This window comes from Sinomonas sp. G460-2, from assembly GCF_047759905.1.
Classification (GTDB): domain Bacteria; phylum Actinomycetota; class Actinomycetes; order Actinomycetales; family Micrococcaceae; genus Sinomonas.
Genome location: NZ_JBKZWT010000002.1, coordinates 14226 through 37927, shown reverse-complemented (window position 1 = coordinate 37927; position 23702 = coordinate 14226). Strand labels below are relative to the sequence as shown.

Annotated in this window: 21 protein-coding genes; 15 read left to right on the top strand and 6 right to left on the bottom strand. The window is 62.1% G+C overall.

Going from position 1 to position 23702, the window contains the following annotated elements:
* Positions 1 to 125 precede the first annotated feature (125 nt).
* The 5 genes from ACLN58_RS00565 (at position 126) to ACLN58_RS00545 (ending at position 5759) form a co-directional block, all read left to right on the top strand.
* On the top strand, positions 126 to 1058 hold the full coding sequence (locus tag ACLN58_RS00565; RefSeq protein WP_415853324.1) for a LysR family transcriptional regulator: 933 nt from the start codon (positions 126 to 128) through the stop codon (positions 1056 to 1058).
* A 695-nt stretch (positions 1059 to 1753) separates the two neighbouring features.
* The gene (locus tag ACLN58_RS00560) at positions 1754 to 2401 is read left to right on the top strand and encodes a helix-turn-helix transcriptional regulator (protein ID WP_415853323.1); all 648 of its coding nucleotides are present in this window, start codon (positions 1754 to 1756) and stop codon (positions 2399 to 2401) included.
* Complete coding sequence (locus ACLN58_RS00555; RefSeq protein WP_415853322.1) at positions 2385 to 3518, top strand: aminotransferase class I/II-fold pyridoxal phosphate-dependent enzyme; 1134 nt, start codon at positions 2385 to 2387, stop codon at positions 3516 to 3518. The genes ACLN58_RS00560 and ACLN58_RS00555 overlap by 17 nt, the downstream gene beginning before the upstream one ends.
* Complete coding sequence (locus tag ACLN58_RS00550) at positions 3515 to 4501, top strand: ornithine cyclodeaminase family protein (protein WP_415853321.1); 987 nt, start codon at positions 3515 to 3517, stop codon at positions 4499 to 4501. Before ACLN58_RS00555 ends, ACLN58_RS00550 begins: the two co-directional genes overlap by 4 nt.
* A gap of 313 nt (positions 4502 to 4814) precedes the next feature.
* Positions 4815 to 5759 (top strand): LysR family transcriptional regulator, encoded by a 945-nt coding sequence (locus ACLN58_RS00545; protein ID WP_415853320.1) that lies wholly within the window; start codon positions 4815 to 4817, stop codon positions 5757 to 5759.
* Here the strand turns inward: ACLN58_RS00545 and ACLN58_RS00540 are convergent.
* The 3 genes from ACLN58_RS00540 to aroQ form a co-directional block, all read right to left on the bottom strand.
* Entirely contained in the window at positions 5677 to 6561 is an 885-nt protein-coding gene (locus ACLN58_RS00540; protein ID WP_415853319.1) for a shikimate dehydrogenase, read from the bottom strand. The two genes, ACLN58_RS00545 and ACLN58_RS00540, sit on opposite strands and share 83 nt — an antisense overlap.
* Positions 6562 to 6986: 425 nt before the next feature.
* The gene (locus tag ACLN58_RS00535; RefSeq protein WP_415853318.1) at positions 6987 to 8432 is read right to left on the bottom strand and encodes a flavin monoamine oxidase family protein; all 1446 of its coding nucleotides are present in this window, start codon (positions 8430 to 8432) and stop codon (positions 6987 to 6989) included.
* Between the two features lie 86 nt (positions 8433 to 8518).
* Positions 8519 to 8977 (bottom strand): type II 3-dehydroquinate dehydratase, encoded by a 459-nt coding sequence (gene aroQ, locus ACLN58_RS00530; protein ID WP_415853317.1) that lies wholly within the window; start codon positions 8975 to 8977, stop codon positions 8519 to 8521.
* 435 nt (positions 8978 to 9412) lie between these two features.
* On the opposite strand from aroQ, the gene ACLN58_RS00525 reads away from it, so the two are divergent.
* The 7 genes from ACLN58_RS00525 (at position 9413) to ACLN58_RS00495 (ending at position 15696) form a co-directional block, all read left to right on the top strand.
* Positions 9413 to 10204 (top strand): amino acid ABC transporter ATP-binding protein, encoded by a 792-nt coding sequence (locus ACLN58_RS00525; RefSeq protein WP_415853316.1) that lies wholly within the window; start codon positions 9413 to 9415, stop codon positions 10202 to 10204.
* Positions 10205 to 10211: 7 nt separating this feature from the next.
* Positions 10212 to 10859 carry an amino acid ABC transporter permease gene (locus tag ACLN58_RS00520; RefSeq protein WP_415853315.1) on the top strand — a complete coding sequence of 216 codons (648 nt, stop codon included), beginning with the start codon at positions 10212 to 10214 and terminating at the stop codon, positions 10857 to 10859.
* Positions 10859 to 11521: an amino acid ABC transporter permease gene (locus ACLN58_RS00515; RefSeq protein ID WP_415853348.1), complete on the top strand. Its 663-nt coding sequence runs from the start codon at positions 10859 to 10861 to the stop codon at positions 11519 to 11521. Before ACLN58_RS00520 ends, ACLN58_RS00515 begins: the two co-directional genes overlap by 1 nt.
* Before the next feature lie 63 nt (positions 11522 to 11584).
* Positions 11585 to 12451 carry a substrate-binding periplasmic protein gene (locus ACLN58_RS00510; protein ID WP_415853314.1) on the top strand — a complete coding sequence of 289 codons (867 nt, stop codon included), beginning with the start codon at positions 11585 to 11587 and terminating at the stop codon, positions 12449 to 12451.
* A gap of 122 nt (positions 12452 to 12573) precedes the next feature.
* A complete protein-coding gene (locus ACLN58_RS00505; RefSeq protein ID WP_415853313.1) occupies positions 12574 to 13002 on the top strand; it encodes a universal stress protein in 429 nt (142 codons plus the stop codon).
* A gap of 170 nt (positions 13003 to 13172) precedes the next feature.
* Positions 13173 to 14291: a Gfo/Idh/MocA family protein gene (locus tag ACLN58_RS00500; protein ID WP_415853312.1), complete on the top strand. Its 1119-nt coding sequence runs from the start codon at positions 13173 to 13175 to the stop codon at positions 14289 to 14291.
* A 622-nt stretch (positions 14292 to 14913) separates the two neighbouring features.
* The gene (locus ACLN58_RS00495) at positions 14914 to 15696 is read left to right on the top strand and encodes an SDR family NAD(P)-dependent oxidoreductase (protein ID WP_415853311.1); all 783 of its coding nucleotides are present in this window, start codon (positions 14914 to 14916) and stop codon (positions 15694 to 15696) included.
* 522 nt (positions 15697 to 16218) lie between these two features.
* On the opposite strand, the gene ACLN58_RS00490 is transcribed toward ACLN58_RS00495, so the two are convergent.
* The 3 genes from ACLN58_RS00490 to ACLN58_RS00480 all read right to left on the bottom strand — a co-directional run bounded on the left by ACLN58_RS00490 (position 16219) and on the right by ACLN58_RS00480 (position 18895).
* Positions 16219 to 16512 carry a hypothetical protein gene (locus tag ACLN58_RS00490; protein ID WP_415853310.1) on the bottom strand — a complete coding sequence of 98 codons (294 nt, stop codon included), beginning with the start codon at positions 16510 to 16512 and terminating at the stop codon, positions 16219 to 16221.
* Between the two features lie 92 nt (positions 16513 to 16604).
* Entirely contained in the window at positions 16605 to 17360 is a 756-nt protein-coding gene (locus tag ACLN58_RS00485) for an SDR family NAD(P)-dependent oxidoreductase (RefSeq protein WP_415853309.1), read from the bottom strand.
* A 203-nt stretch (positions 17361 to 17563) separates the two neighbouring features.
* The gene (locus tag ACLN58_RS00480) at positions 17564 to 18895 is read right to left on the bottom strand and encodes an MFS transporter (protein WP_415853308.1); all 1332 of its coding nucleotides are present in this window, start codon (positions 18893 to 18895) and stop codon (positions 17564 to 17566) included.
* Positions 18896 to 19313: 418 nt separating this feature from the next.
* Here ACLN58_RS00480 and ACLN58_RS00475 point away from each other — a divergent pair, with 418 nt between their 5' ends.
* The 3 genes from ACLN58_RS00475 to ACLN58_RS00465 all read left to right on the top strand — a co-directional run bounded on the left by ACLN58_RS00475 (position 19314) and on the right by ACLN58_RS00465 (position 23432).
* The gene (locus ACLN58_RS00475; RefSeq protein ID WP_415853307.1) at positions 19314 to 20207 is read left to right on the top strand and encodes a dihydrodipicolinate synthase family protein; all 894 of its coding nucleotides are present in this window, start codon (positions 19314 to 19316) and stop codon (positions 20205 to 20207) included.
* A gap of 211 nt (positions 20208 to 20418) precedes the next feature.
* A complete protein-coding gene (locus tag ACLN58_RS00470) occupies positions 20419 to 21801 on the top strand; it encodes a hypothetical protein (protein WP_415853306.1) in 1383 nt (460 codons plus the stop codon).
* Between the two features lie 161 nt (positions 21802 to 21962).
* Positions 21963 to 23432, top strand: a complete 1470-nt coding sequence (locus ACLN58_RS00465; protein WP_415853305.1) for a flavin monoamine oxidase family protein — start codon at positions 21963 to 21965, stop codon at positions 23430 to 23432.
* The last annotated feature ends 270 nt before the right edge of the window (positions 23433 to 23702 follow it).

Sequence of the window (23702 nt, the reverse complement as noted above, 5' to 3'; positions counted from 1 at the left end):
GCACGATCTGGAACGACCAACTCTTGGTCCATCAGCAATGCGGGTGACGTCAAGGTGTGTTGATTCGTTGGATTCCATGAAACGGGGCCTATAGGCTGGGTACAACCCTCATCTACCGAAGGAGCATGACGGATTTTCCGATGCTAGATTTTCGTCGGCTTACTCTCCTGGTCGGAGTGGCACGACTGGGATCCATCTCGGCGGCCGCCGTCGAGGCCGGTTGCACAGCGTCCTCAGCATCCGAGCAGCTGTCGAAGCTCGAGGCGGAACTCGGAACAGCTCTCTTGGAGCGCAGCGCGCGCAGTGTGCGCTTGACTGTGGCCGGAATGGAGCTCGCCGAACACGGTCGTAGTCTCATCGCCCAGGCTGAGGCCGCGGAGCGGGCAGTCAAGGAAATCGCTGGCCTGTCGGGCGGACGCGTGCGGGTCGCCGCGTATCAAACGGGCGCCGCGCGTTTCGTCATTCCTGCGATTGCCACTTTCCTGCGTAGGCGCCCGCAGGTCCGCGTGATGTTCGATGAAATGGAACCGGAGACTGGCCTCATGGCAGTCGCCGAGGGGGCCGCGGATATCGCGCTCGTCAACAGTTATCTGGGGCTGAAGGTGCCCGAGATGAACGGGCTCGAGGTCGTCGAGCTCGGGCAGGATCCTTTCATCCTCGCGGTTCCAGCGAGATTCTCAACCCCCTCCGGAACAGCGTCGTTGTCCGACTTCGCAGACGCGCCTTGGATCAGCGGCCGCCCGGACAAGGGATTCCAAGCGATTACAGAATTGGCGGCATCCCGGGCAGGCTTCACGCCCGACATCGTTGCCCGCGCAGACAATTACGCATTGATGTTAGACCTCGTGGCAGGCGGACTCGGGGTAGCCCTGATCCCGAGCAGCGCGGTGCGCACCAAGGCCTCGGTCAAAGCTTACGAGCTCCGAGAGTCCTTCGATTTGGCACGTCTTGAGTGCTTGGTGAAACGCGCATCTGATCGAGCCCCTGCAACATTGGAATTATGCGAGTTGATTGTTATGCGCTTCAGAGACACCACCAAGGGTGCCCAAGCCGGATGACGTCGTCTTAGCACGTGCAACGGTGCCTACGCACCTCTACCAGCCGCGCTCGGCGAGGCGGTGGGCTGGGGGATGTCGTTGACGCTGATGTCGACATGCGTCCGGGTCGTCGAAGAAGGTAAGGCCTTCACGACGGCGGCGGCGCGCTGGGCACGTCACGCGCAATCCGCTCATTCAAATAGCTGTTGGACTGCGCCCGACGAACGGGGTCTGGGAATGGCGAATCTCAGCCGCCGGCCCCGAGGCACAGAGGCGGCGATGATGAACACGGTCTCCTCGCCGATACCCGGGTCATGCGAGTGAGCATCCCCCAGTGGGGGCTGCGTGGACTCACGGGAACGCAGGGTGATGCCCTCACGGTCACCGAGGATCCTAGGTTCACCAGCAAGCACGTTGTGGATCGATGCCGGCGACCCCCGGGTTCCCCGGCGAGTCGTACCGGTCACCGGGAACCAGCTTCCACTTCCAAGGTTCCACTGAGGAACCGCGTGTGACGATCGCACCCAGAGGAAAGGCCCAGCTCCCCGCCTGCGTCGCCCAGACCTCGACCCCCAACGGCGGTCTCCGGCGCACACCCATGAGGGCGGCGAAAGTGGCTTCGAGGCCAGAGGCCACCCGATCGAGGGTTTCGGCGAAGGTCGACACAACCGGCTCACCTCTGGACAATCTGTCTATTTTGGACATACGCTCCATTCGTGGAGTCCGAACAGGAACTTGTCCGACGCTGGTCATCCGCATGCGATGCAGTGGCACGCCTAATGGCCCCTCATGCGGAAGTCGTTCTCCATGACCCAGTAACGGACCGAATTCTGGCCATATGGAACCCAATTTCGGGCAGGAAGGCCGGAGACGAATCACTGCTGGTCGAATTGGGAGAACTGTTCGAAACGGATGACGATGTGTTCGGCCCCTACCCGAAGTCGCTGGCAGACGGACGACAGTTCAGCAGCGTTACCGCGGTCCTTCGCGGCAGCGAGGGAGCCATCGAAGCGTTGCTGTGCATCAATGTTGACCGCAGCGCCTTTCAGGAGGCCTCTCGATTGCTTGCTGGCTTTGCCACGCCAATTCAAGCTCAACCCCACCAGCTTTTCGAGCACGACTGGATCGAGAGAGTCAACGAGCTCGTGGGTTCATACGTGCGGGAGACCGGCAAACCCATCCACCGATTCACGCGGGCGGATAAGTGCAAGTTGGTCGCCAAAATGGACGGAGCAGGCGTTTTCGGACGCCAGCGATCGATCCCGATCGTAGCGCAGACCTTACAAGTCTCGCGTTCTTCGATCTACAACTTACTCGCCGACGTGCGAAGAGGAGACGTGACAACTGATGACAATGCTCCCTGATTTCCGCCTCGAGGCCTACCTTGGGAAGTGGGAATTTGCAGCCAAATACCATCTCACTGCATCCGATGCGCAGTCCGTATCGGTGAAGGACCTGCTTGACCTCGCCGATGAAGACAGCCGTCACCGCTGGGACAATCTGCAACTGAGCTATACGGAAAGCTATGGACTTCTAGCTCTCCGAGAAAGCATTGCAGCGACGTACGAGAACGTTTCGCCTCACGACGTTATCTGCTTCGCCGGCGCAGAAGAGGGTCTCTATCTGGCGATGAAGGTGCTGCTCAACGCCGGGGACCATGCAGTGGTCGTTACCCCAAACTATCAGGCAGCAGAAACGATTCCGCTCTCCATCTGCGATGTCACTGGTGTTCCACTTTCCGCTGAGGAGTACTGGGCGCTGGACATCGAGGCGATAACTGCTGCCCTTCGCCCCAACACTCGGATCGTTTCGGTCAACTTTCCCAACAACCCGACCGGCGCACTTCCAGACCAGGCAACATGGCGAGCATTGGTCGCCTTATGCGATGAGAGGGACATCTACCTCTTCAGCGATGAGGTCTACAGAGGGCTCGAACTCGAGTCAGGCAGGAAACTGCCGCAGGCAGCCGATATGTCCTCCAAAGCCCTGTCTCTAAATGTTCTTTCCAAGTCCTATGGGCTTCCGGGGTTGCGGGTCGGCTGGATCGCCTGCAGAGACAGGTCGGTTCTCGACCGGCTCGAACGTGCCAAGCACTACACGTCTATCTGCAACTCAGCCCCGAGCGAAGTACTGGGCTTGATCGCCTTGCGGGCAGGTGAACGGCTTCAGTCGAAGAACCGGAAGATCATCGCGGACAACCTGCCGATCTTCACCGACTTCTTCAGCCAGTACCCGCACCTCTTCGAGTGGACAGAGCCACAGGGAGGTTGCGTGGCATTTCCGCGCTATCTAGGATCTGACGGGGTCGAGGCGATGTGCGCAAGGCTTGTTGAACAGGCCGGAATCTTGCTGCTTCCCGCCAGCATCTACAAATCTGATCTCACGACCACGCCCGAAGACCGGTTCCGGGTCGGCGTCGGGCGCCTGGGGGCCGATGAGGCGCTCGGAGTTTGGGCGGAATGGTTGGAGGGGCGCTCATGAGCCTGGCAATCATCGGACTTGATGAGATCCGGGCTGCCGCCACCCCCGCACTGGTCTTTGCAGCAGTACGGGAATCTCTGATAGCCCATGCCGAAGCCCGCACTCTGGTTCCGCCCGCCACCCACTTGAAATTTGAGGCCGTGGGAGGAGACTGCCACGTAAAAGCAGGCCACGTCCACGGCTCCCGGTACGCGACAGTGAAAATAGCCAGCGGCTTCCCAGCCAACGAGAAACTCGGGCTGCCATCCAACAACGGGGTCATCCTCACTTTCAGCGCGGAAACCGGCGAACCGCATTCGGTCCTGGCGGACGAAGGGTGGATTACGGCCTGGCGGACGGCTGCGGTGGGTGCGTTGGCCACACACACACTTGCCCCACCCGAAATCACCGAAGTTGGCATTCTCGGGACGGGACTCCAAGCCCGTCTCCAGATCGAGTGGCTCGACAAGCTGAGACCCCTGGGCAGCGTGAAAGTATGGGGCCGGCGTGCAAACGCAGCTCAGAAACTCTCGGCTGATCTGTGTGCGGCCGGGATCGACGCGCGCGCTTCTGACCTTGAAGATGTCATGCAGCAGGATTGCATTATCACTGCAACCGCCTCGACGGCCCCACTCGCTCCTTCAGCCGCATTCCAACAGGTGCGGCACGTTACCGCATTGGGCGCGGACATGCCTGGCAAAATGGAGCTGCCTTCTGAGTTGTTCGCGCGGGCCACGGAAGTGGTGACTGATGACCACGAGCAATGCCTGGAATACAGTGACTTCGGTATCGCAGTCCGGGAAGGCTTTATCCCGGGAACGGCCGACGTCCCGCTTGGATTTGTGCTCCGAGACGGTCTCGGACCGAGCGGCAGGGACCCGAACGCTCTGACGATTGCCGATCTCACCGGCGTAGGGGCGACCGACGCTGCGGTCGCCAACGCTGTGATCGACGCTTTGGATCACGTGAAGGTAGGCGGTCACGGCGGGGCAAGGCCTCTCTGAAGCGCAGTGCATCTGCTGCTGTTCGAGGGCCGCTCCCAAGAGATTCCATCCAGGGGCGCCCCGGAAAAATTAACACGGAAGGATTCGAACATGGGCCTCGGTGTCGCCGACTCTGCTCGATGGGGGTCGGCGACCCACACAGAGTAGGACATCCCGACGATTGCTCACCGGGAACGACTCGGCATTCGTGCTGAAGGTGCTGTTCATCGTGTGGGTCATCAGTTCCAAGAGCGTCCATCGCAAGAACCCCGATGCGACGCTTGGCGAAGGCGGCGCCGCGACCGACCGCGGACCCGGCTGACTTTGGCCTGCGATGGAACTGGATCAGCTCCGAGCGCTCGTCACAGTCGTTGACTGCGAGACCTTCGATGCCGCGGCGGGCGAGCTGCGGGTGACTCCTTCGGCCACCAGCCAGCGGATCAAGGCCCTCGAGCGGTCGCTCGGATGCGTTCTCGTGCACAGGAACAAGCCGGTGCGCCCGACGCGGTCGGGGGAGCGGCTGCTGCCTTCGGCGCGTCAGCTGCTCCACCTTGCAGACGAGGGGCTCCTGACCCTGCGGGAGCCAGCGGCCGGATCAGGGGAGGGCGCGTCCTTGCCTTTGACTGTCGTGGCCGACCCGGATTCGATCGCGACCTGGCTTCCGTCGGCGCTCCGAGAGATCTCCTGCCACGGCCGCATCGCGCTGGAAGTAGTGCGCGGGCGGGCAGGACGTCACCGAGCTGCTCCGGTCGGGCCAGGCCGCAGCTGCCATCACCCCCGACCCTCGGGCTGCTCCAGGCTGCAGCCTCCGCCAGCTCGGGACGATGGTCTATCGAGCCAAGGCGACTGGGGAGTTCGTGGAGCGGTGGCTCCCCGACGGGCCACGACGAGCGCGCTCTCGCTCGCTCCGGTCGTCGTCTTCGACCGTCTCGACCAATGCCGCCCCACGTCGCTGTCGAAGATCGCCCCGCGCTCGGCCCCGCCGCACCGCCATTACATGCCCGATCCGGCGCAGCACGTCGAGGCCATCCGTGCCGGCATCGGGTGGGGCATGGTCCCCGACCAACAGGACCCCGACCGTGAGCTCCAACAAGCGGCACAACCAACCATCAAAACCGCGTGTCGCATTTTCATGGGGCAAGGCCCGACGTACATCCTGTCCCTGAGGGAGGCAGATGGCCAGCGATTAGTCGCGATCAGACGCGAAGCTTTTCCTCGGCGGCGATCAGCTCACGGAAGTGCTCCCGCATCCGGGTCGCGTCGGCACGGCGACCGGTGATGATGCTGAACGCGTCGGCGGCCTGGCGCACGGCCATACGCCCGCCGTCCAGCACCCGGCAGCCCTTGGCGCGGGCCCCACGGACCAGCAGCGTTTCAATCGGCCGATAGACGATGTCTGCTACCCAATGACGGCTATCAACCAGCGCCATGTCCAGCGGGATGCCCGGATGCGCTGCCATACCCACTGGGGTGCAGTTCACAAGGCCGGAGGCCAGTCTCATGAGCTGCGGCAGTTCCGCCTTCGGGCGGGCAGTAATAGTGGCATCCGGGAAGAATTCGGAAAGCCTTGCAGCAAGTTCGGAGCAGCGGGAAGGGTTCCTGCCGACCAGGTCCAGGGTCTGGACGCCCGTTGACAGCAGCGCGTATGCGACGGCTGACCCGGCACCGCCAGCGCCTAGCTGCACCACGCGTTCCGGGGAAGCCCCCGGGAGGCCCTCGGCCAGAGCCGTGGCGAAGCCGGAAAAGTCCGTGTTGTGACCGATGAATCGGCCATCCCTGATCAGCACGAGGTTTACTGCCCCAAATCGTCGGGCGTCGTCGGAGACTTCGTCCAGATAGGGCAGCACCAGCCGCTTGCAGGGATGCGTGATTGCCAGAGCGTTGAAACCCATGCGGTACCCCGCAATCAGGAGATCGCCGACGGCGGCACCTGGCAGCGCGAGTTCCAGCAGGTCGATGGGGCGGTAGAGGTAACGCAGACCTTGCTGGTCGGCCTCGCGCTCGTGCATGGCCGGCGAGAGCGAGGGAATGACTCCCTCTCCGATCACACCCACCAAGTAGGACTCGGCTCGAGTGCTCATGTTCATTGCTCCTTTAACAACGACGACAGGGGTTTGGCTCGGGGAAGCCGGATGCTTTTCTCGATTCCCGGCCCGGAAGGCGAAGGTCCAAATGGAGGAATCGGTGAGCTTTGCCATCCCAAGCCATCACGCAGTTGACCGCCTCAGGCGTCGGAAATGACCGGCTGATTGATCTTGCCGACGGCGGCAATGTTCAGCATCTCGAGGCCGGGACCGAAAGCCACACAGAGGGAACCTTCCACGTTCTTGACGGTTAGGCAGTGACTGCCGTGGTAGACAGAGAACGGTGGCTCTGGGTGTTCCTCGGTGACTTTCCGGAGCCCGGGGCGAGGAAGGCCGCCGGGGGATTCGCTGCACCGGGGAACGGGTTCGGGAACGTAGGGCCGAATGCAATCGGCAAACCGGTGGCAGGGCGGGGATCTGGGTCAGCGGATGGACGCGGCCCCGCTGCCTTTCGTTTCATCGGGCTCCGGCGCCGCGGGAGCGCTGAGGATGCTGACGGAGCGTAGAGCGACGTCCCGGTCGGTCTGGAGCAGGCTCGCAGCCTCCTGGGCCGCCTGGAATCCGGAAGTAATGGAGGTCTCCGTGTACAGCGTGCCGAGGTAGTCGCCAGCGAGGAATACCCGGTCCGCCCCGCGCAGCAGGGTGGGCTGGATCTTGCCGCGGCCGGGGAAGCAGTAGGGCGAACCTTCCACGAGTTTGATCGTCTTCGTTTCCACGACGTGGTCCGCGATCTTCCCCCCGAGGATGTCATCCAGGTCCCTCAGATGGGTCTCGCCGATCTCCTCCTCGCTCTTGTCTAGGAGAGCTGTGCCCAGAGGGCCGGGGGAGAAGACCATGAAGCTGCCCCCGGGCTGGCGCTCTTTCTCCGTGCCCCGGACGATGCTTGCCTGGTTGGTTGCGATCGCGAACGACTTCTTCGGCGCCGCAATGGCGTAGACGTTGTCCCACTTCTGCGGCCCCGTCTCGTTGGTCAGGAATGCCGTCACGACATGCGGGCCATACTTGATCTGCCCGAGGGCATCGCGCAAGTCTGCTGGCAGGTTCACGCCGACCTTCTTCGCCACGCTCGAAGTCGTCGCGAGGATGGCCGTGCGGGCTTCCACCTCTTTGTCGACGCCTCCCTGACGGTACCGTACGAGGACCGAGCCCTTTTTCTGGACGACCTCCTGCACGTCGGCGCCGAGCTCGATCCGGTCCCCCAGAGCAGCTGCGATCGAGCCGGTGAGGGTGGAGGGGCCGCCAACGATGCCGCGGTTGAGTCCTTGGCCGAGTCCCAGCACCAGGTTGAAGTAGCCGATGCCGAATCCCGAAGCGATCTCATCCATCGCCCCGGTCGCGCGCACCACCGTGGTGGTGAACAGTGCTTCGGCGTCCTCGGGCAAGCCGTAGCCGATGAAATCACGGAAGGTGCGGTCGTTGTCGAAGTCGTAAATCCGTTGCTGGCGCGAGGCCCCGGACTCTCCGGGCCGAATGCGCACCATCGGCACATACTTGAGCAGCAGAGATGACATGATCTTCATGCCCATGGTCACCGTTGCTGCGCGTGCCTTCATCGACATCGGCAGCCGGAACGGGTAGGACGCGAAGAAGGAATCGCTGATGAACTTGCCATTCATCGAGATAGCGCCCAGCGACCCCGGGACCTCAACCGCGGTCACCCCGACCTCGTTGAGCAGATGATCGGTAGAGCTGCCAGGGCCAGCGTAGACGTGCCCGCCCCAATTCAACCAGTACCGTCCGCGTCGCTCGGAATGGATGCGTCCACCGACCCGGGCATCTGACTCGAGAATCACGGAGTCCCAGTGGCGCATCCGCCAAGCAGCTGACAAACCGGCCAAACCGGCTCCGATAACCGCAACGTCTTTCATTCGCGACTCCTTTGTTCACCGTCGAGTACTGCGTGGTTGGAATGCTGCTCATGAAGGGAACTCCGCCGATGCAAGGGGCCCCTCGGCTAGGAAACTGCGCCGGCCAGGAAATCGATCGCGAGCTTGTAGCCCTGGATCCCTGCCCCCATGATCACCGCGGTGCAGACGGGGGAAAGCTGGGAATGATGCCGGAACTCTTCGAGCTTGTGCACGTTGCTGATGTGCACCTCGACAACGGGGCGTCCAAAGGCGGCAAGGGCATCGCGAAGCGCCACGGAGTTGTGCGTGTAGGCGCCAGCGTTGATGACGATTGCGGCGGCGGTGCCGCGGGCCGCATGGATCGCGTCCAAGAGCGCGCCCTCGTGATTGGACTGCACACAGGCCACCGCGAAGCCGTGTGCCGCGGCCGCATCCGTGGCGAGTTGTTCGATGTCGGCCAAGGTCGACGTGCCGTACCTTTCGGGTTCGCTGATGCCCAGCAGGTTCAGGTTGGGGCCGTTCAGGACAAGGATGGTGCCGCGGTCGGCCGCGGGGGTATCAGTCATGTCCGCACCGTACCACTGAGCGTCGCTCGAATCTAGGGTTGTGGTCTGTGTCGATTCTTGGTTGTCCTACAACAGGGTCATGAAATCGTTGCTTGGGTAAACCTCGGTATCTCCGCCTGAAACACCATGGATGCGCGAGTATGCGGCGGCTTCAGCTCGCCGATCGCATACCGACCGGATGATTGGCTTCTGCGAAGTCATCTTATTTTCATGAAGACTCTAGACAACTTGGAGGACGCGTGGGACAGTGGTGGCGAAGGCGCTCCACTGAGTCAGTCAGGCGAGTGCCGGGCATGGGGCGCCGGAGGCGAAACACGACGTCGTGGAATATCAGCCGACTCCGGCGAGCCGCAGTCTTGCCCGGTCATCGCTGGTTTGCGAAAGGCGCGGTAGCGACGCCAGGACCGAACGGTCCGCTATCCGAAGGAAACGAGAATGGGCTTGAATTTCAGCACAAAGGCTCGGCCAATCGCGCTTTCAGGTGAGGTTATGGTCTCGGGCCTTGGCAAGAGTTACGGCGCCGCCCGGGTGTTGTCAGATGTGAATCTGACGATGAAATCGGGTGAGGTGGTTTCGATCATCGGTCCGTCGGGGGCGGGCAAGAGCACCTTCCTGCGGTGTTTGAACTACTTGGAGACTCCCACCGAGGGCGAAATCTCAATCGGTGGAGCCCACGTTGTTGCGGGCGGGAAACTGCCGGACAGGGCGAGCCTCAACCACCTCCGGCGCGTGACCGGGATGGTCTTCCAGAGCTTCAACCTGTTCCCCCACCTCACGGTGATGGAGAACATCACGCTGCCGCAGCGGAAGGTGCTGGGGACGAGCAAGGAGCAGGCGCAGGAGGTCGCGGAGAGGCTGCTCAAGCGCGTCGGGCTTCCCGACAAGGCCAAGGCCTATCCCGCCCGCCTCTCGGGCGGGCAGCAGCAGCGCATCGCCATCGCGCGAGCCTTGGCGCTCTCTCCAAAGGTCATGCTCTTCGACGAGCCGACGTCCGCGCTTGACCCCGAGATCGGCCTCGAGGTCCTGGCAGTCATGCGCGATCTCGCCGGCGAGGGGATGACCATGATCGTCGTCACCCACGAGATGCACTTCGCGCGTGACGTCTCCGATCGCATCATGGTCATGGGCAACGGCGGCGTCCTGGAGATCGGCCCGAGCGAGCAGGTGATGTCGGAACCGCAGAACGAACGCACCCGGCAGTTCCTCAAGGCCGTTCTGGACAGGTGACACGGCGATGATCACGCAACTTCTGACTTCGATCTCCCAGGGCGTCGGACTCACCCTGTACGTAACAGGCGCTTCGCTCCTGTTCGGAGGCCTCATCGGTCTGGTGCTCGTCGCGGCCGCGCGTTCACCAATCGCGATCGTGCGGGCCATCGCCACCCTATACATCAGCATCGTGCGGGTCATCCCGCCGATCACATGGCTGTTCCTGATCTACTTCGGTTTGCCCCAGTATGCCCTGCGGCTGTCGACGATCCAGGCGGCGATCATCGGCTTTTCCATTATCGCCTCGGCGTTCATGGCCGAGATCTACCGCTCAGGATTGCTGAGCATCCCGGATGGCCAACGCGAAGCCGCCCACGCGCTCGGGCTGAGCCCGATCACCACAGTTGGGTACATCATCACCCCGCAAGCGTTCCGGGTCGCACTGCCCGCGATGGCCACCTACGGCATCGGGCTCCTCAAGGACTCCGCCCTGGCGTCCACCATTGGGGTGCGTGAGATCACCTACTACGCCCAGCAAAGCGCGAAGCACATGCACGAAGGTCTGCTCTCGTTCATCGTGGCCGGGGCGCTTTACATCGTGATCAGCCTTGTAGTCGCCATCGTCTCCCGGCGGGTCGACCTCACGCTGCGCAGGAAGATCGGGGTGGCGTGATGGATCTGCTGGCCCAGTGGCTTGGATGGCTGCCAAGCCTTACACCAGGACTGCTCATCAGCCTCCAGCTGACCGGGCTGTCGCTGCTCTTCGGATTCCCGCTCGGCCTGCTGTTCGCAGTGATGGCGGCGGCGAAACTCGCGCCTCTGCAGTGGATCTCATTCTTCTTCGTGGAGATCGGTCGTGGCCTGCCGGCACTTGTGCTGTTGTACCTGCTGTACTTCAGCCTCCCCGACGCGGGCATCACCCTGCCATCCCTGACTACCGCGATTATCGCTTTGACCTGGAATACCGGTGCCTACGCATCGGAGTACTTCCGGGCCGGACTTGCCGCCGTGCCACTGGGGCAGAGAGAAGCGGCCCTCACCTCCGGGCTCTACGGTTGGACAGGGTTCCGGCTGATCATCCTGCCGCAAGCACTTCGGATCTCCACCCCACCGCTGGCCGGGCTCGCCGTCCTCGTGTTCCAAGGCAGCGCACTCGCGTTCGTCATCGCCGTGCCGGAACTGATGTCCAAGGCCTCCGAGATCGGATCCATCACCTTCGAATACCTCAGCGTCTACACACTGACGGCGGTGGTCTACGGATCTCTAACTCTGGTCTTTCTCGGCTTCGTTCGTGTGCTGGAGTGGCGCCTCGGCCGCCACCTGCAACGCAACTGAACCACCCTGCTCCCATCACCAGATCCAGGGGCGATCTGCCCTTATCAACACAAAGGAAGAACCATGACGCGAATCCACCGTACGCTCGTGCGCGTGCTTTCCGCCGGCACCGCCGCTGGCCTGCTCGCCGTCTCCCTCGCTGCCTGCGGCGGCAGCGAGACCGCCGGGAACGCATCCAGCTGCAAGCCGGCACACAGTGGCCTCAAAACCGTCTCCGACGGCGAGCTCACGGTTGCCAGCTACGACTTTGCGCCCGCGACGATCCTGAATGGCGACAATCTCACCGGCATGGAGGGTGACTTGATCGCGGAGATCGCCAAGCTCGAATGTCTCAAGGTCACGGTGAGCACCTCCGGCGGTGCGGGAGCGGTCATTTCGTCCGTGCAGTCGAAGCGCGTCGACATCGGTTCGGGAAACTGGCTGCGCACCAAGGCACGAGAGAAGATCGTCCACCTGAGCACGCCGTTGTGGAGCGACCCGGGGGCGATTGTCTCCACGAAGGGCATCACCAGCGACGATCTTCAGGGCAAAGTGGTCGGCTCTGTCGCTGGTAACCTCTGGAACGCCCCTCTGCAGAATTGGCTCGGCGACAAGTTCAAGATCTACCAGGACGAGGAGTCCATCTACGGTGACCTCAAAGCGGGCCGCATCGATGCCCTCGTGACATCGGCGGCATCCGCCAGCTACCGGTTGAAGAATTCCCCCATCGCGGGCGCCACCGTGGTCGACGTGAAGCCGAACGCGAATGTCCCCGAGTTCGCTGCGGTCGGCCAGGTAATGCTGCCGTCCAGCCTCGACAATGCGGCGCTGGGCAATGCACTGGACGATGACATCAAGAAGCTCCGCGAAGACGGCACCATCAAGAAGATCCTCGAGAAGTACGGAATCGACCCCAAAGTCGGCGAGCCCGGCGCGCCAACCGAACTCTGACAAGAAGCGCTATTCGTAATGGGCGGCGCCGGATGTCCCCGTCCGGCGCCGCCCGCATGCGACCAACAGCCGAAAAGTGCTCCAGTTCCCACGCGTTCCACAGCAAGAAAGGCAGCATGCACATGAGCGGAATCATCGTTGTAGGGGTTGACGGCAGCCCGACGGCCAGAAAGGCAGCAGAGGCTGCGAGGGACCTTGCCGCCGCGCTCGACGCAACCCTCCACGTGGTTTCGGCCTTCGACCCTGACCGTTCGGAGGTGTTCGGCAGCGGCAGCAACAAATGGATAGTGTCGGACGCGGACAAGGCCGAACACGTCGCCCGGTCCGTGGCGGACACACTAGGCGGCGACATCAATATCACCTACTCCGCAGTCAGCGGCAGGCCAGCCGATGCCCTCATCAGGGAAGCGAACCTCAAGGAAGCCCGCATCATCGTGGTGGGCAACCGCAGGATGCAGGGGATCGGGCGCGTCCTGGGCAGCGTTGCCAACAGCGTGGCCCACAACGCATCGTGTGATGTCTACATCGCCAACACCTACGACGCAAACTGAGACGCCACCGAAGAATTCGCTGCCGTGGCAACCATTTCCGCGGTGATTTCCCTTCTCGCGGTCAGGGGGGCTTCGACCGCGAAGGAAACGTTCCGGATCCCCCGACAAGCTGAGGGCTCCGATCTCCAGCAAAACCTAAATCTTCTTCCATCCAGGTCAGGAGAACACTCATGAGCCAGTCCCTCCGCGTAGGTATAGTGGGTTGCGGCAATATCGCAGACAACCACTACCAGTCATACTCTGAACTTCCCGGCGTTCAGGTTGTGGGCGTCTGCGACGTCGACCTCGCCCGCGCCGAGCGCTTTGCCGCCGAACGAGGCATTGCCCACGCGGTCCAGTCCGTCAGCGAACTCATCGCAGTCGGAGTTGACGCCATCAGCGTCTGCACGCCACACCCCACCCATGAGATGGTGGTAACCGAAGCTGCTACGGCAGGTGTGCACATCTTGTGCGAAAAGCCGGTGGCAATTGACCTGGCCTCTGCCGAGCGCATGGTGCAGGCAGCCGAGCGCAACGGGGTTACCCTCGGCGTAGTGTTCCAGCGCAGGTACTGGCCCGGCGCCCAGGCGCTGCGTGCCGCCATCGATGATGGGCGGCTGGGCCGGCCCATGCTCGGCCATTGCCAGGTCCTCGTGCACAGGGGGGCCGACTACTACGACACTGCAGCCTGGCGGGGCACCTGGGCCGCGGACGGCGGAGGGGTCCTGATGACGCAGGCCATCCACAACATCGACCTGTTGCAGTGGTTCATGGGAGAACCCGTGGAAGTGAGCGCCAAAGCAGGCACCTTTGTCCTTGGCGGTTCCATCGAAGTCGAAGATACAGCGGCTGCCCTCATTACCTTTGCCTCAGGTGCTGTGGCAACGCTCACCGCAACGGTTGCGGCATCCCCCAGTCTGGGTAGCCGGATCGTAGTGACCGGCAGCAATGGAGCCACTGTGAATGTCACCGAGTACCCTGAAGGCGCCGACGCCGTCAACGACTTGTGGGCTGTGCGGGGCGAAGAGCGGACCATCGACGTTTTCGCGGATGGAATCCAGGAAGATATTCCCGTGGCCGACATCAACGCCAGGCTCGTGCCACTGCACAAACTCCAGGTGGCTGATTTTGTGGAAGCCGTTCGTGAAGGACGCGCCCCCGGCGTGAGTGGCCGCGAAGCGATGAAGTCACTGCAAATCATTCTCGCTATTTATGAATCTGCCCGGACCGGGCTCCCCGTGCGGATCAAGGGCGGGACGGGCGAGCGGGCGGAATTTACCCACCTTGACGAGATTGTGGTTAGTCAATGAACAGCGTGGAGCTCAGCCTGAACCAAACCACCGCTCGCCCCCAATCCGCCGGTTGAGAAAGTTGAGCCCGTGCGTCCTGCCGTCTAGACGGGGCGATCGAGGCCCTGTAATGAGGGCCGGGAGCTGCTATCAGTTCCGAGAGCCGCCAGGTGTAGACGGCCTGGCGGCTCTCGCCGGACTCGTGCTTGTGTGCCCAGAGCACGATGCGGTCCGAGGACCAGCGAACTGCGTACGGGCTCACGCGCGCACCGGTCCTGCACGGTCGAATACGGACAGGGGTCCCCACACAGCTCGGCGTTCTCGAGCCGCAACCGCGCCAGCTCATCCGCCGCCGGGGCCGGCACAGCCGCGCTCCCGCGCCGACCCCGCACCGGCACCCCCGCAGCCCTGCACCAGCCCGACAGCGTCGCGTCCTTGATCCCGAGATCCGCGGCGATCCCCGCGATCGTCGCCCTTCCGTGTCCCGGTACAGCGCCACCGCGTCGCGGCGGAACTCCTCCGAGTAGCTCGTCTTTGCCATGAGTGGATCGTCTCGCTTCCACCGGACCGAACCCGGGATTCGAGCGTGTCCACATCACGGGGTCAAGCCCTTCAAGCCAATCGAGGATTCAGAGATAATCAAATGAAAAACCCATTCACACTGGACGGCAAGGTCGTCCTTATCACCGGATCCACGCGTGGGCTCGGCTGGGCCTCCGCTCAAGCCGCGGCCTGGGCCGGTGCAATGGTGGTGCTCAATGGACGCGACGAAGCGGTAGGAAAAGCGCGAAAGGAAGAATTGGAGGCGCAAGGACTGAAGGCCGACTACCTGGCCTTCGACATGGCTGATCGTGAGGCCGTCGCCACCGCGATTCCGACGGTCATCCGGCGCCATGGCAGCATCTGGGGTCTGGTGAACAATGCAGGCATGCTCTTGCATAACGCCCTGCCCGACGAGACCGCGGAAACCTACGAGCGGATCATGGCGGTCCACATGATCGCGCCCTTCCTGCTGACGCAGGCGGCAGCTGCAGAGATGAAGAAATCGGATGCTGCTGACCGGGGCCGGATTGTAAACATCTCGTCGATAGCGTTCTCCAGCCCGCGCGCCGGGATCTGCAATTACACCTCGGCAAAGGGGGCGATCGTGGGGTTCACGCGAGCCGCCTCCGCCGAACTTGGGGCCCACGGCATTCGCGTCAACGCGATCGCTCCCGGATATTTCGCAACCGACATCAACAAGGAACGGCTCCAGGACGAGACCTTCGCAAACAACATCAAGGTGCGCACCCCTGCGGCACGTTGGGGCGACCCGTCGGAGCTCGGCGGCCCAACCGTTTTCCTGCTTTCGAATGCGTCGTCCTACGTCAATGGCCAGCTACTGTACGTGGACGGCGGCATGAGCCACTTCCTCCACAGCGCATAACGGAGATCGGTTATGCAAGGACGGCTTAGCCTAGGCTAAGCCGTCGCAACTCAGGAGCTGCGTAGATTAAACATCTTTGATTTCCTTGCCTTGGGTTTTGTCTGGATGAAACCCTTTTTGGGCCTGGTATCTGACTGTCAAGCAAGGATGCCCTCAGGCGGACCCATGTCTTCCATGACGACGAGGAATTTCTGGTGGTCCCTGAGCGACGGCGATGCGGGGTGTGCGTGATGCCTTCAAGGTAGTCCTCCGTCCGCGGCGCGGCCCTTTCCCCGCGGAAAGTCGGTTGGCGCCGTCGGCGCGAAGCGCGTTCCATTGCCCGTCGGGAAGGACGGTGCGCCGCGAACTCGATGTCCGGCGGAGACAGTTTTCAGTCTTCTCTGCATGCAGGTTTCCACGCACGGCGACTCCGTTAACAAGGGCTCCAACCGCCCTTACAACACGACGCGAAGCCATTTGACGCTCCCCCGGGTGCCCTTCATCGCGCCAACCCCTGCGCGGGGCATGTAATGTCCAGGTTTTCTAACGCCTCTGCCAATTTGCCTGTTCAGGCTTTGTTGTATGCCGGAAGACAACTACGTCGTCCTCCGGCAGGAACAGTGCCCGGCCTTTGCCGTTGTCCTGGATAAGCCAAAGCACACTTCCGTCGGGAGCGAGCATGTCGACTCGCCCTGCGGCGACGGGTTCGCCCGAGTGACTCACCAGTTCGAGTTCATCCAGATGGGTGAGGGTGCCCCAGTCCAAAACCTGTTCCAGGTGGATTTCCTGCGGCAAAGACGATTGCTGATTGGATATTGGGTGACTCTCACCGACCATTTAGACGTCCCTTGTCCTGTAATTCTTGCGGCCGGAGCTATGTGAACAGCTCCGGCCGCACTTGCATAGATCGCTAGTGAAGCAATGTTCGGTTACCTGACGTAGTCGGCACCCGTGATGTCGACTGTCGTTCCAGTGGTGTGCCGGGCCCGCCCTGAGGCAAGAAATGCGATCGTCTCAGCAACATCTTCGGGTGGGATCACCTCGCCGAGTGGAAGTGCGGCGGCTGCCTCTGCGGTGACGGGCTTTCCGGTAAGGCTGGTGGCGACCCACGCTGGTGCAACCGCGTACGAAAGTACACCGTCCTTGGCATATCCACGGGCGACGCCACGCGAGAGTGACAGCAGCGCCCCCTTTGCGGCCCCGTATCCGAAGTACCCGGGGTTGTCGCCGCGGTGTGAAGATCGGCTTGCCACGTTGACGATGATGCCGCCGTTGCGTTCCTGGAAATGACGGATCGCGTACCGGGTGAGATCTGCGGGTGCGATGATGTTCAGTGCCACGTTGCGTTCCCACCCCTCCCGCCATGCATCGTCGTCGTCCATCGGCGTCGGGATGTATGCGCCGGCATTGTTGACGAGAACGTCGAGATGTCCCACCGCCCGGACTGAGTCCTCCCATACCCTCTTGGTCTCTGCAGGATTGGCGAGGTCTCCCTGGACCAGGTGAACGCGGCCGTCGCCAAGTTCTGCGGACAGCGACTCGGCTGATGCCCGGTTGGAACCATAATGCACGACGACAACGGCGCCTTCACGGTGTGCCACTCGGGCAGTGGCTGCGCCGATCCCACCGGACGCACCGGTGATAAGAATGGTCTTCCCGTTTAACATTCCTGGGGTCAAGGTCATGCTTTTCCTCCGTCTAATTCGGTGAAGAATCTCGTAAGCAATTCCCTGTGTTTTCGCAGAGAAGAGCTCGGTCTGCGGTGAGAGACGATTCCAGGGCCCTCGACGAGCCCTGAGCGGGGTTCGCAGAATTCCCGACGCAAGCGCGTGGCGTCGAAAACCCAGTGCGACAATGAATCAAGAGCCGATCTCAGAGGCCCGCGGGCTCAGTGGGCTGACCACCCGGCTGCCGACTCGGACAAGGTCTTGCCCTTGGTTTCCGGCGCCCACAGCTGCGAGATGAGAGCTCCGACGCCGACGACGCCTGCGAGGATCAGCAGCACGGAGCTGATTCCGAGCTTGTCGATTCCGACAGGCAGTAGGAACGTACCGACCGCAGCGCCGATCCGGCTGACCGCGGCAGCGAAACCGATGCCTACGCCGCGGACCTCGGTCGGGAACAGCTCACCGGGGTACACAGCGACCAGCACACCATTGATCGCATTCAAGAACGAGAAGAGCAAGAACAGAATGAGAACCAGAACTGTTGGGATACCAGACCAGAGCCCGAGGAATAGGAAGATGCCGAGCATGATCCACTGCGGCGGCACGGTGAACACCCGTCGGCCTGCTTTGTCGATCAGCCACATGGTGACCGCAACACCGATCACTGCGATCATCGACAGTCCCACACCGCCGGCAAGACCGCCGGACAGGCCGTACTGCGTCAGAACTGCATCGGCAAACGTTGCGATCCCAAAATACGGCAGCACGTTGCAGAACCAGAAAATTGTGATGAAGACGGTGCACCGAATGTACTTGCGCGAGAAGACGTCTGCGAACCGCCCCTTCGTCTTGTGCGCCGTGACCTGCTCGAACTCGGCGATATCGGACTCGCCCTCCATGTACTTGAAGGCTATGGCGCGAGCTTCGTCCTTGCGGCCCTTGCTCCACAACCAGCGCGCCGACTCCGGAAGGCCGAGTCTGCCCAGCAGCAGCGCAAGCGCGAGGAACGTCGAGGAGCCGAGGATCCAGTGCCACGAAACGCCGACCGAGTTCAGGTAGTAGGCGAACGCGTAGGCCACCATGAATCCGCCGTAGAAGGCGAGCTGGTTCACGGACATCAGCCGGCCGCGTTTGCGGGCGGGTGCAAACTCGGACAGCATCGGCCAGCTCACCGAGTACTCAGCGCCGATAGCTATGCCCATGACGAATCGAACGATCATCAGCAGCCCGGGCGAATCGACGAAGAACTGCACCCCGGATGCCACGACGAACAGTGATATGTCGATGATGAACAGTGGTTTCCGTCCCCACCTGTCTGTCGCCCAGCCGCCCAACGGAGCGCCGATCAGGATTCCCAGCATGGCCATTGCGGCAAGCAGGCCAACGTCGGTCGAAGTCAGACTCAGGTCAGTCGCCAGGGTGACCGTAACGGGGCCGATGACTCCCAGGATGAAGCCGTCCAGGAGCGTGCCACCGGCAAGCACGACGAACAGCCGGGTCAGGAACCGTCTCCTGAAAAGGTCTGGCTTGGACAAGATCCTGGTATCTAACATGTTTGCTCCTTGGCGTCTGCGACTCTGCAACACTAGGTGTGATGTACCCGACCTCGTAAAGGTTGTCATACATCTATGAAATTGTGAAGAGGTCTGCCCCGCAAACGCGGCGACCTCACCGGTTCAGCGCGCATCAGGGCTTCGCGCCAGCGCCCGCGCCGTCACCCCACTGCAGCTCTCGCCAAGTCCCTCCGAGGTTGCCGCATCTCTGGGCGGACATCATGGGGTTTCGGCCCCCGCCTGCGCCGACAGCCCCTTGACAGCTCCTCCCCGATGTGTGAAAGTCATCTCAATGGTTGTTGTCATACAACTTGCCTCGAAGGGCGAACCACTTCCGCCAACATGCAGCCACCGCCGACAGCTGGCTCGACCACCGCAAGATCGGACTACATCGGTAGACCCAAGAAAGGTAACGAGAGTGAACGACAAGTTTGTGGGGGTTTACCCCGTTCTGGTGACCCCGTTCAACGAAGACGGCTCCTTCCGCCTCGAGGCCGCAAAGAAGCACGCGGACTGGCTCGTCGACAATGGCATCAAGAACGCGATTGTTCTGGGCGCCACGAGTGAGTACCAGAGCCTCACGAACGACGAACACAAGTACTACATCTCGGAAATGGTCCCGTATCTGAAGGAGAAGGGACTCACCGTTGCCGCTGGTGTGGCGCGCGAAAGGCCGGACGAGGTCATCGATCTGATCAATCACGATCAGAGTGCGGGCCTTGACATCGCCATGCTGCTGCCGCCCTTCTACTCGAACCCCAATCAGACCGAGATCGTCGAGAACTACCGCTACATTGCAGAGCACACCACTCTGCCCCTCATGATCTACAACAACCCCTGGAACTCTGGGGTGAACATCTCCAGGGAGTCTCTCAAGGAGATCTTCAAACTGCCTGCGGCGCAGGCGTTCAAGGAGTCGACGGCTGATATCCACCGCACGACGGAGGCCCTGATCGATGCTCCGGACCGCCTGAACGTGTTCTGCGGCGACGAGAACATGGCTCTCGAAAGCTTCATGATGGGCGCAAAGGCATGGGTCTGCCTGTCCGCCAACTTCGCTCCCAAGACTGCCTTGGCTCTCTACGACGCAGCGATGTCCGGTGATTGGGAATGGGCGAAGAAGCACTACGCGAAGTACCTGCCGGTATTCGACCTCATGGAGAACGCCGAGAAGGTTCCAGCCACGATTAAGTACATCGTCACCAAGTACCGGGGCATCGACGTGGGCTCGGTGCGTCGTCCCCGGCTCGATCTGACTGCAGACGAAAAGGCCGCAGTCGACGCAGTATTCGATTTCGCAGGGATCGAGTAGCACCGGGCTCGATGAGTACGGCCATCTTTCTGAAGTAGCGGGCGGGATCGCGTTGCTGCGTGCTTGCGAAACGGCGCGATCCCCACCCCAGAGCGAGGGGCTCGCCGCTCCGGTCGGCCTGAAGCCACCGGAACGGCCTGCACCAGCCGACTCACCCGGGAACTCCCTCGGCTGACCCGTTCATCTGGGGGGCGACGGAATCAAGCCAGACATGCGCAAGGACATAGATGCGGTACCTGAAAGAGAGATCATAATGGCACCCAAAATGGGGCTTGTAGTACTCGTCAGCAGATATGAGCTCGGCGGCGATCGGTGCGACGATCTGCTCGCGGCCACCGCGAAATCGCTGACCGAGGCCGGCATCGACCTGGTCGTGGGCCAGCGCGTCGTAGAGAACGTCGGGGACGCCCTCGCGGTCTGCGATCAGTTCAAGAACTCCGGGATCACTTCCCTTGCGATAGTCGACGCGACCTGGCAGAGCGACTCGCTCAAGTACCTTTTCGCTCGGGAACTAGGCCTGCCGACCTTGTACTGGGCCACCCCGTATCCTGAGACGCTCTCGATGGCCTGCGTTCAGCACTTCACCTCGATCCTCAAGATACAGGACATCCCGTACCAGTACGTGTACGGTCTGCCGACCGATAACGCGGCCGTCCGGAAGGCCGTCCTGGTCGCTAAGGCAGGACACATTATCAGCACCCTCGCGAATGCGCGCGTGGCATTTGTCGGTCCTCGCAACTACTGGCGGATCGCCGGCGCCATGGACATGGTGAACGAAGAATGGGAGTTCTCGAAGAAGTTCGGTGCCACCATCGTTCACCTGGAGATGGAAGAAATCACCGATTTCGCAGAGGGAGTTGCCGACGACGAGGCAAGAAGCGTTCTGCAGGACTTGGCTTCGCGGACCGGCAAGGTCAATGCAAGTGATGAAACGCTTCTCTGGTCGGCCAAGGTGTATCTCGGCACGAAGGCGATTGTCGAGAAGTACAACCTGGACGTGGTCGTCGGCGAGTGCTACCCGAGGTACTCGGGTCTGCTGAACCTCGCAGCCTCCTGGCTGGGCGACGAGGGACTTGTCGTCGAGACTGAGGGCGACCTCGGCAACGCTGTGGTTCAGCACATCCTCAACACGGCAGCCTCTGGCGACGAGGTGGCCATCGCATCGATCCTCGGTGAAACAGGAAGCTTCGACGACGAGAACGACCAACTCAATTTCGCTCACGAGGGAAGCACAGCGACTGTCTACGCTGAGGGCGTCAACGAGGTGCGCGTCGAGCAGATGGGTGACGGCACCCAGGTCTGCTTCACGGTCAAGCCCTTGAAGAAGGTCACGGTCTGTAGCTTGGCCGGTGCCGCTGGCAACTACAAGATGCTGGTGGCGAACGCGTCGACGCTCGAGGCGAGCCAGGAGGAGTGGGACGCCGCTGGCATCAGGCTGTATGCCAAGCTGCGCTTCAGCGAAAAGCCCAGCAAGGTAGTGGACACCATGGTCCGTGAAGGCATCGGCCATCACTGGCTCATCAAGGAAGGCGACTATGCCGAGCTCATGCAGGTTGTCTGCGACTACCTGCAGGTGAGCACCCTGAGAATGTGACCGCGCTGACGGTTCCAGTTCCCAGCTGCGCACCGCCGCTGGCCTTCACGTCAGGGAAGAAGTCGTTTCTTACGACATGCAGCTCCCGACGGCGGCGCAGACGGTGAGTCCTCGCCAGCACGCGTAAAGAAAAATACGCCAAGTAGAGAAAGAACAAGCAAATGAAAGACGTAGTTATTGTCGGGGGCGGCCTTGCCGGCCTTTCGGCAGCATGGCGTACACGCTACTACGACAACCTCGTGTTGGAGAGCACCGAACGAATCGGAGGACGGGTCCGCTCGGAACGGCGCGGCGAGCACTGGATGAACTGGGGCGGACATATGTACGCCGGCCCAGGATCGGCCTCGGACACCCTGTTCAACGAAGTGGGAATCAACACCGTGCAAATTCCGGGCTTGTTGACCGGCATGTCCATGAACGGCAAACTCCTCACCAAAGGTTCGCTCGCGACGTATCCACTTCGAATCCCGATGCCCTTGTCGGCCCGGGTGGGGACGTTCGCGGTGGGCGCCAAGATTCTCTCCTCGCTGGTCTTCAAATACCTCAAAGTCGTGCGCGCTCGTCCGGGTGAGTCACCTGCCGAGCGCCAGCAGAGAATTTTCGACTTCGAGAACAACCGCTCTTTCCGCGACTTCATTGGCAAGAACGTGCCGCACGACGCCCAGGCGCTGTTCGAAGTCACGGTGACTCGCGTGTGCGGCGAGCTGGATCAAATCTCTGCAGGTCAGGGCATCGGCTATTTCACGATGGTGCTGGGAAGCGGTTCAGGCCTTTACCGGTATATTGTCGGCGGCCCGTCGACCCTGACGACTTCGATGGCCGCTGCCCTCGGTGATCGCGTTCAGACTGGCGCGGAGGTCCACGAGGTCGTGAAAAAGACGGACTCCGTGCTGGTGCGATACCGCCAGGACGGTACGGACCGCGAAGTCGAAGCGCGAACCGCCATCCTTGCTCCCACGGCGAGTGTGGCGCACCGCATCGGAGTCGATCTGCCCACCGAACTTCGGGACGCCCTCGGCCAGATCAAGTACGGCCCGCACGTGGTCAGCTCATTCCTCACAAACGAGACGGAGCCTCGTCCCTGGGACGACGTCTACTGCATCGCGGCGCCGAAGAAATCCTTCTCGATCGCCACGAACAACTCGAACATCATCCGCGGTAGCGAGAAGGAGCGCACACCCGGCGGCAGCTTCATGGTGTTTTCCCCAGGCGACAAGGGACGCGCCCTCTTCGACAAGAGCGACGAAGAGGTGGCGCGGATTCACCAAGCGGACCTGGACGACGTCCTGGGTCACGGTTTCGCCGACAGCGTCGTCGATGCCGGAGTTTCTCGCTGGGCCGAGGGCTCGCCCTACTGCTTCCCCGGCCGCGGCAAGATCCAGCAAACGCTGATGCGCGGCGCCAGCCGCGTCTTCCTCGCGGGAGACTACCTGGGCTCGCTCGCAACCGAGACTTCCATAGCCACGGGCCTGCAAGCAGGCCAGAACGTTCTGAGTCTGCTCGGCACTGAGCACCAGGCGCGCCGGGTGCCGAATGTCTCCGCCCGAGCCGCGCTGCAGACGCAGGCATCTGATTTCGCACAGGACAGTGCTTCCGCTGCGCGCAGGTCACCGGCTCTTTCCGTCGATTGAGCACGGACCCGCCCATAGCCCCGGTCACCCCGGCGCTATGGGCGGGATCGGGCCAATGCGGCGGTTTCGCCGCTCGCTGTGCTTGTGGATGATCCTGCCGGACCCAAGAGGCATTCGAGATCTCCGGCGGCGACATCCCTGAGCTTGGTGACGATCGCGGCCATCAGCGCCTGTCAGCTCTCGACGGCGATGATGTTCCCCGGACCGCATAAGTGCTGGTGCAGGCAAGGGCAGCGCGGAGTAGCTCTCCCGCGGCCGCATACGGCGAGG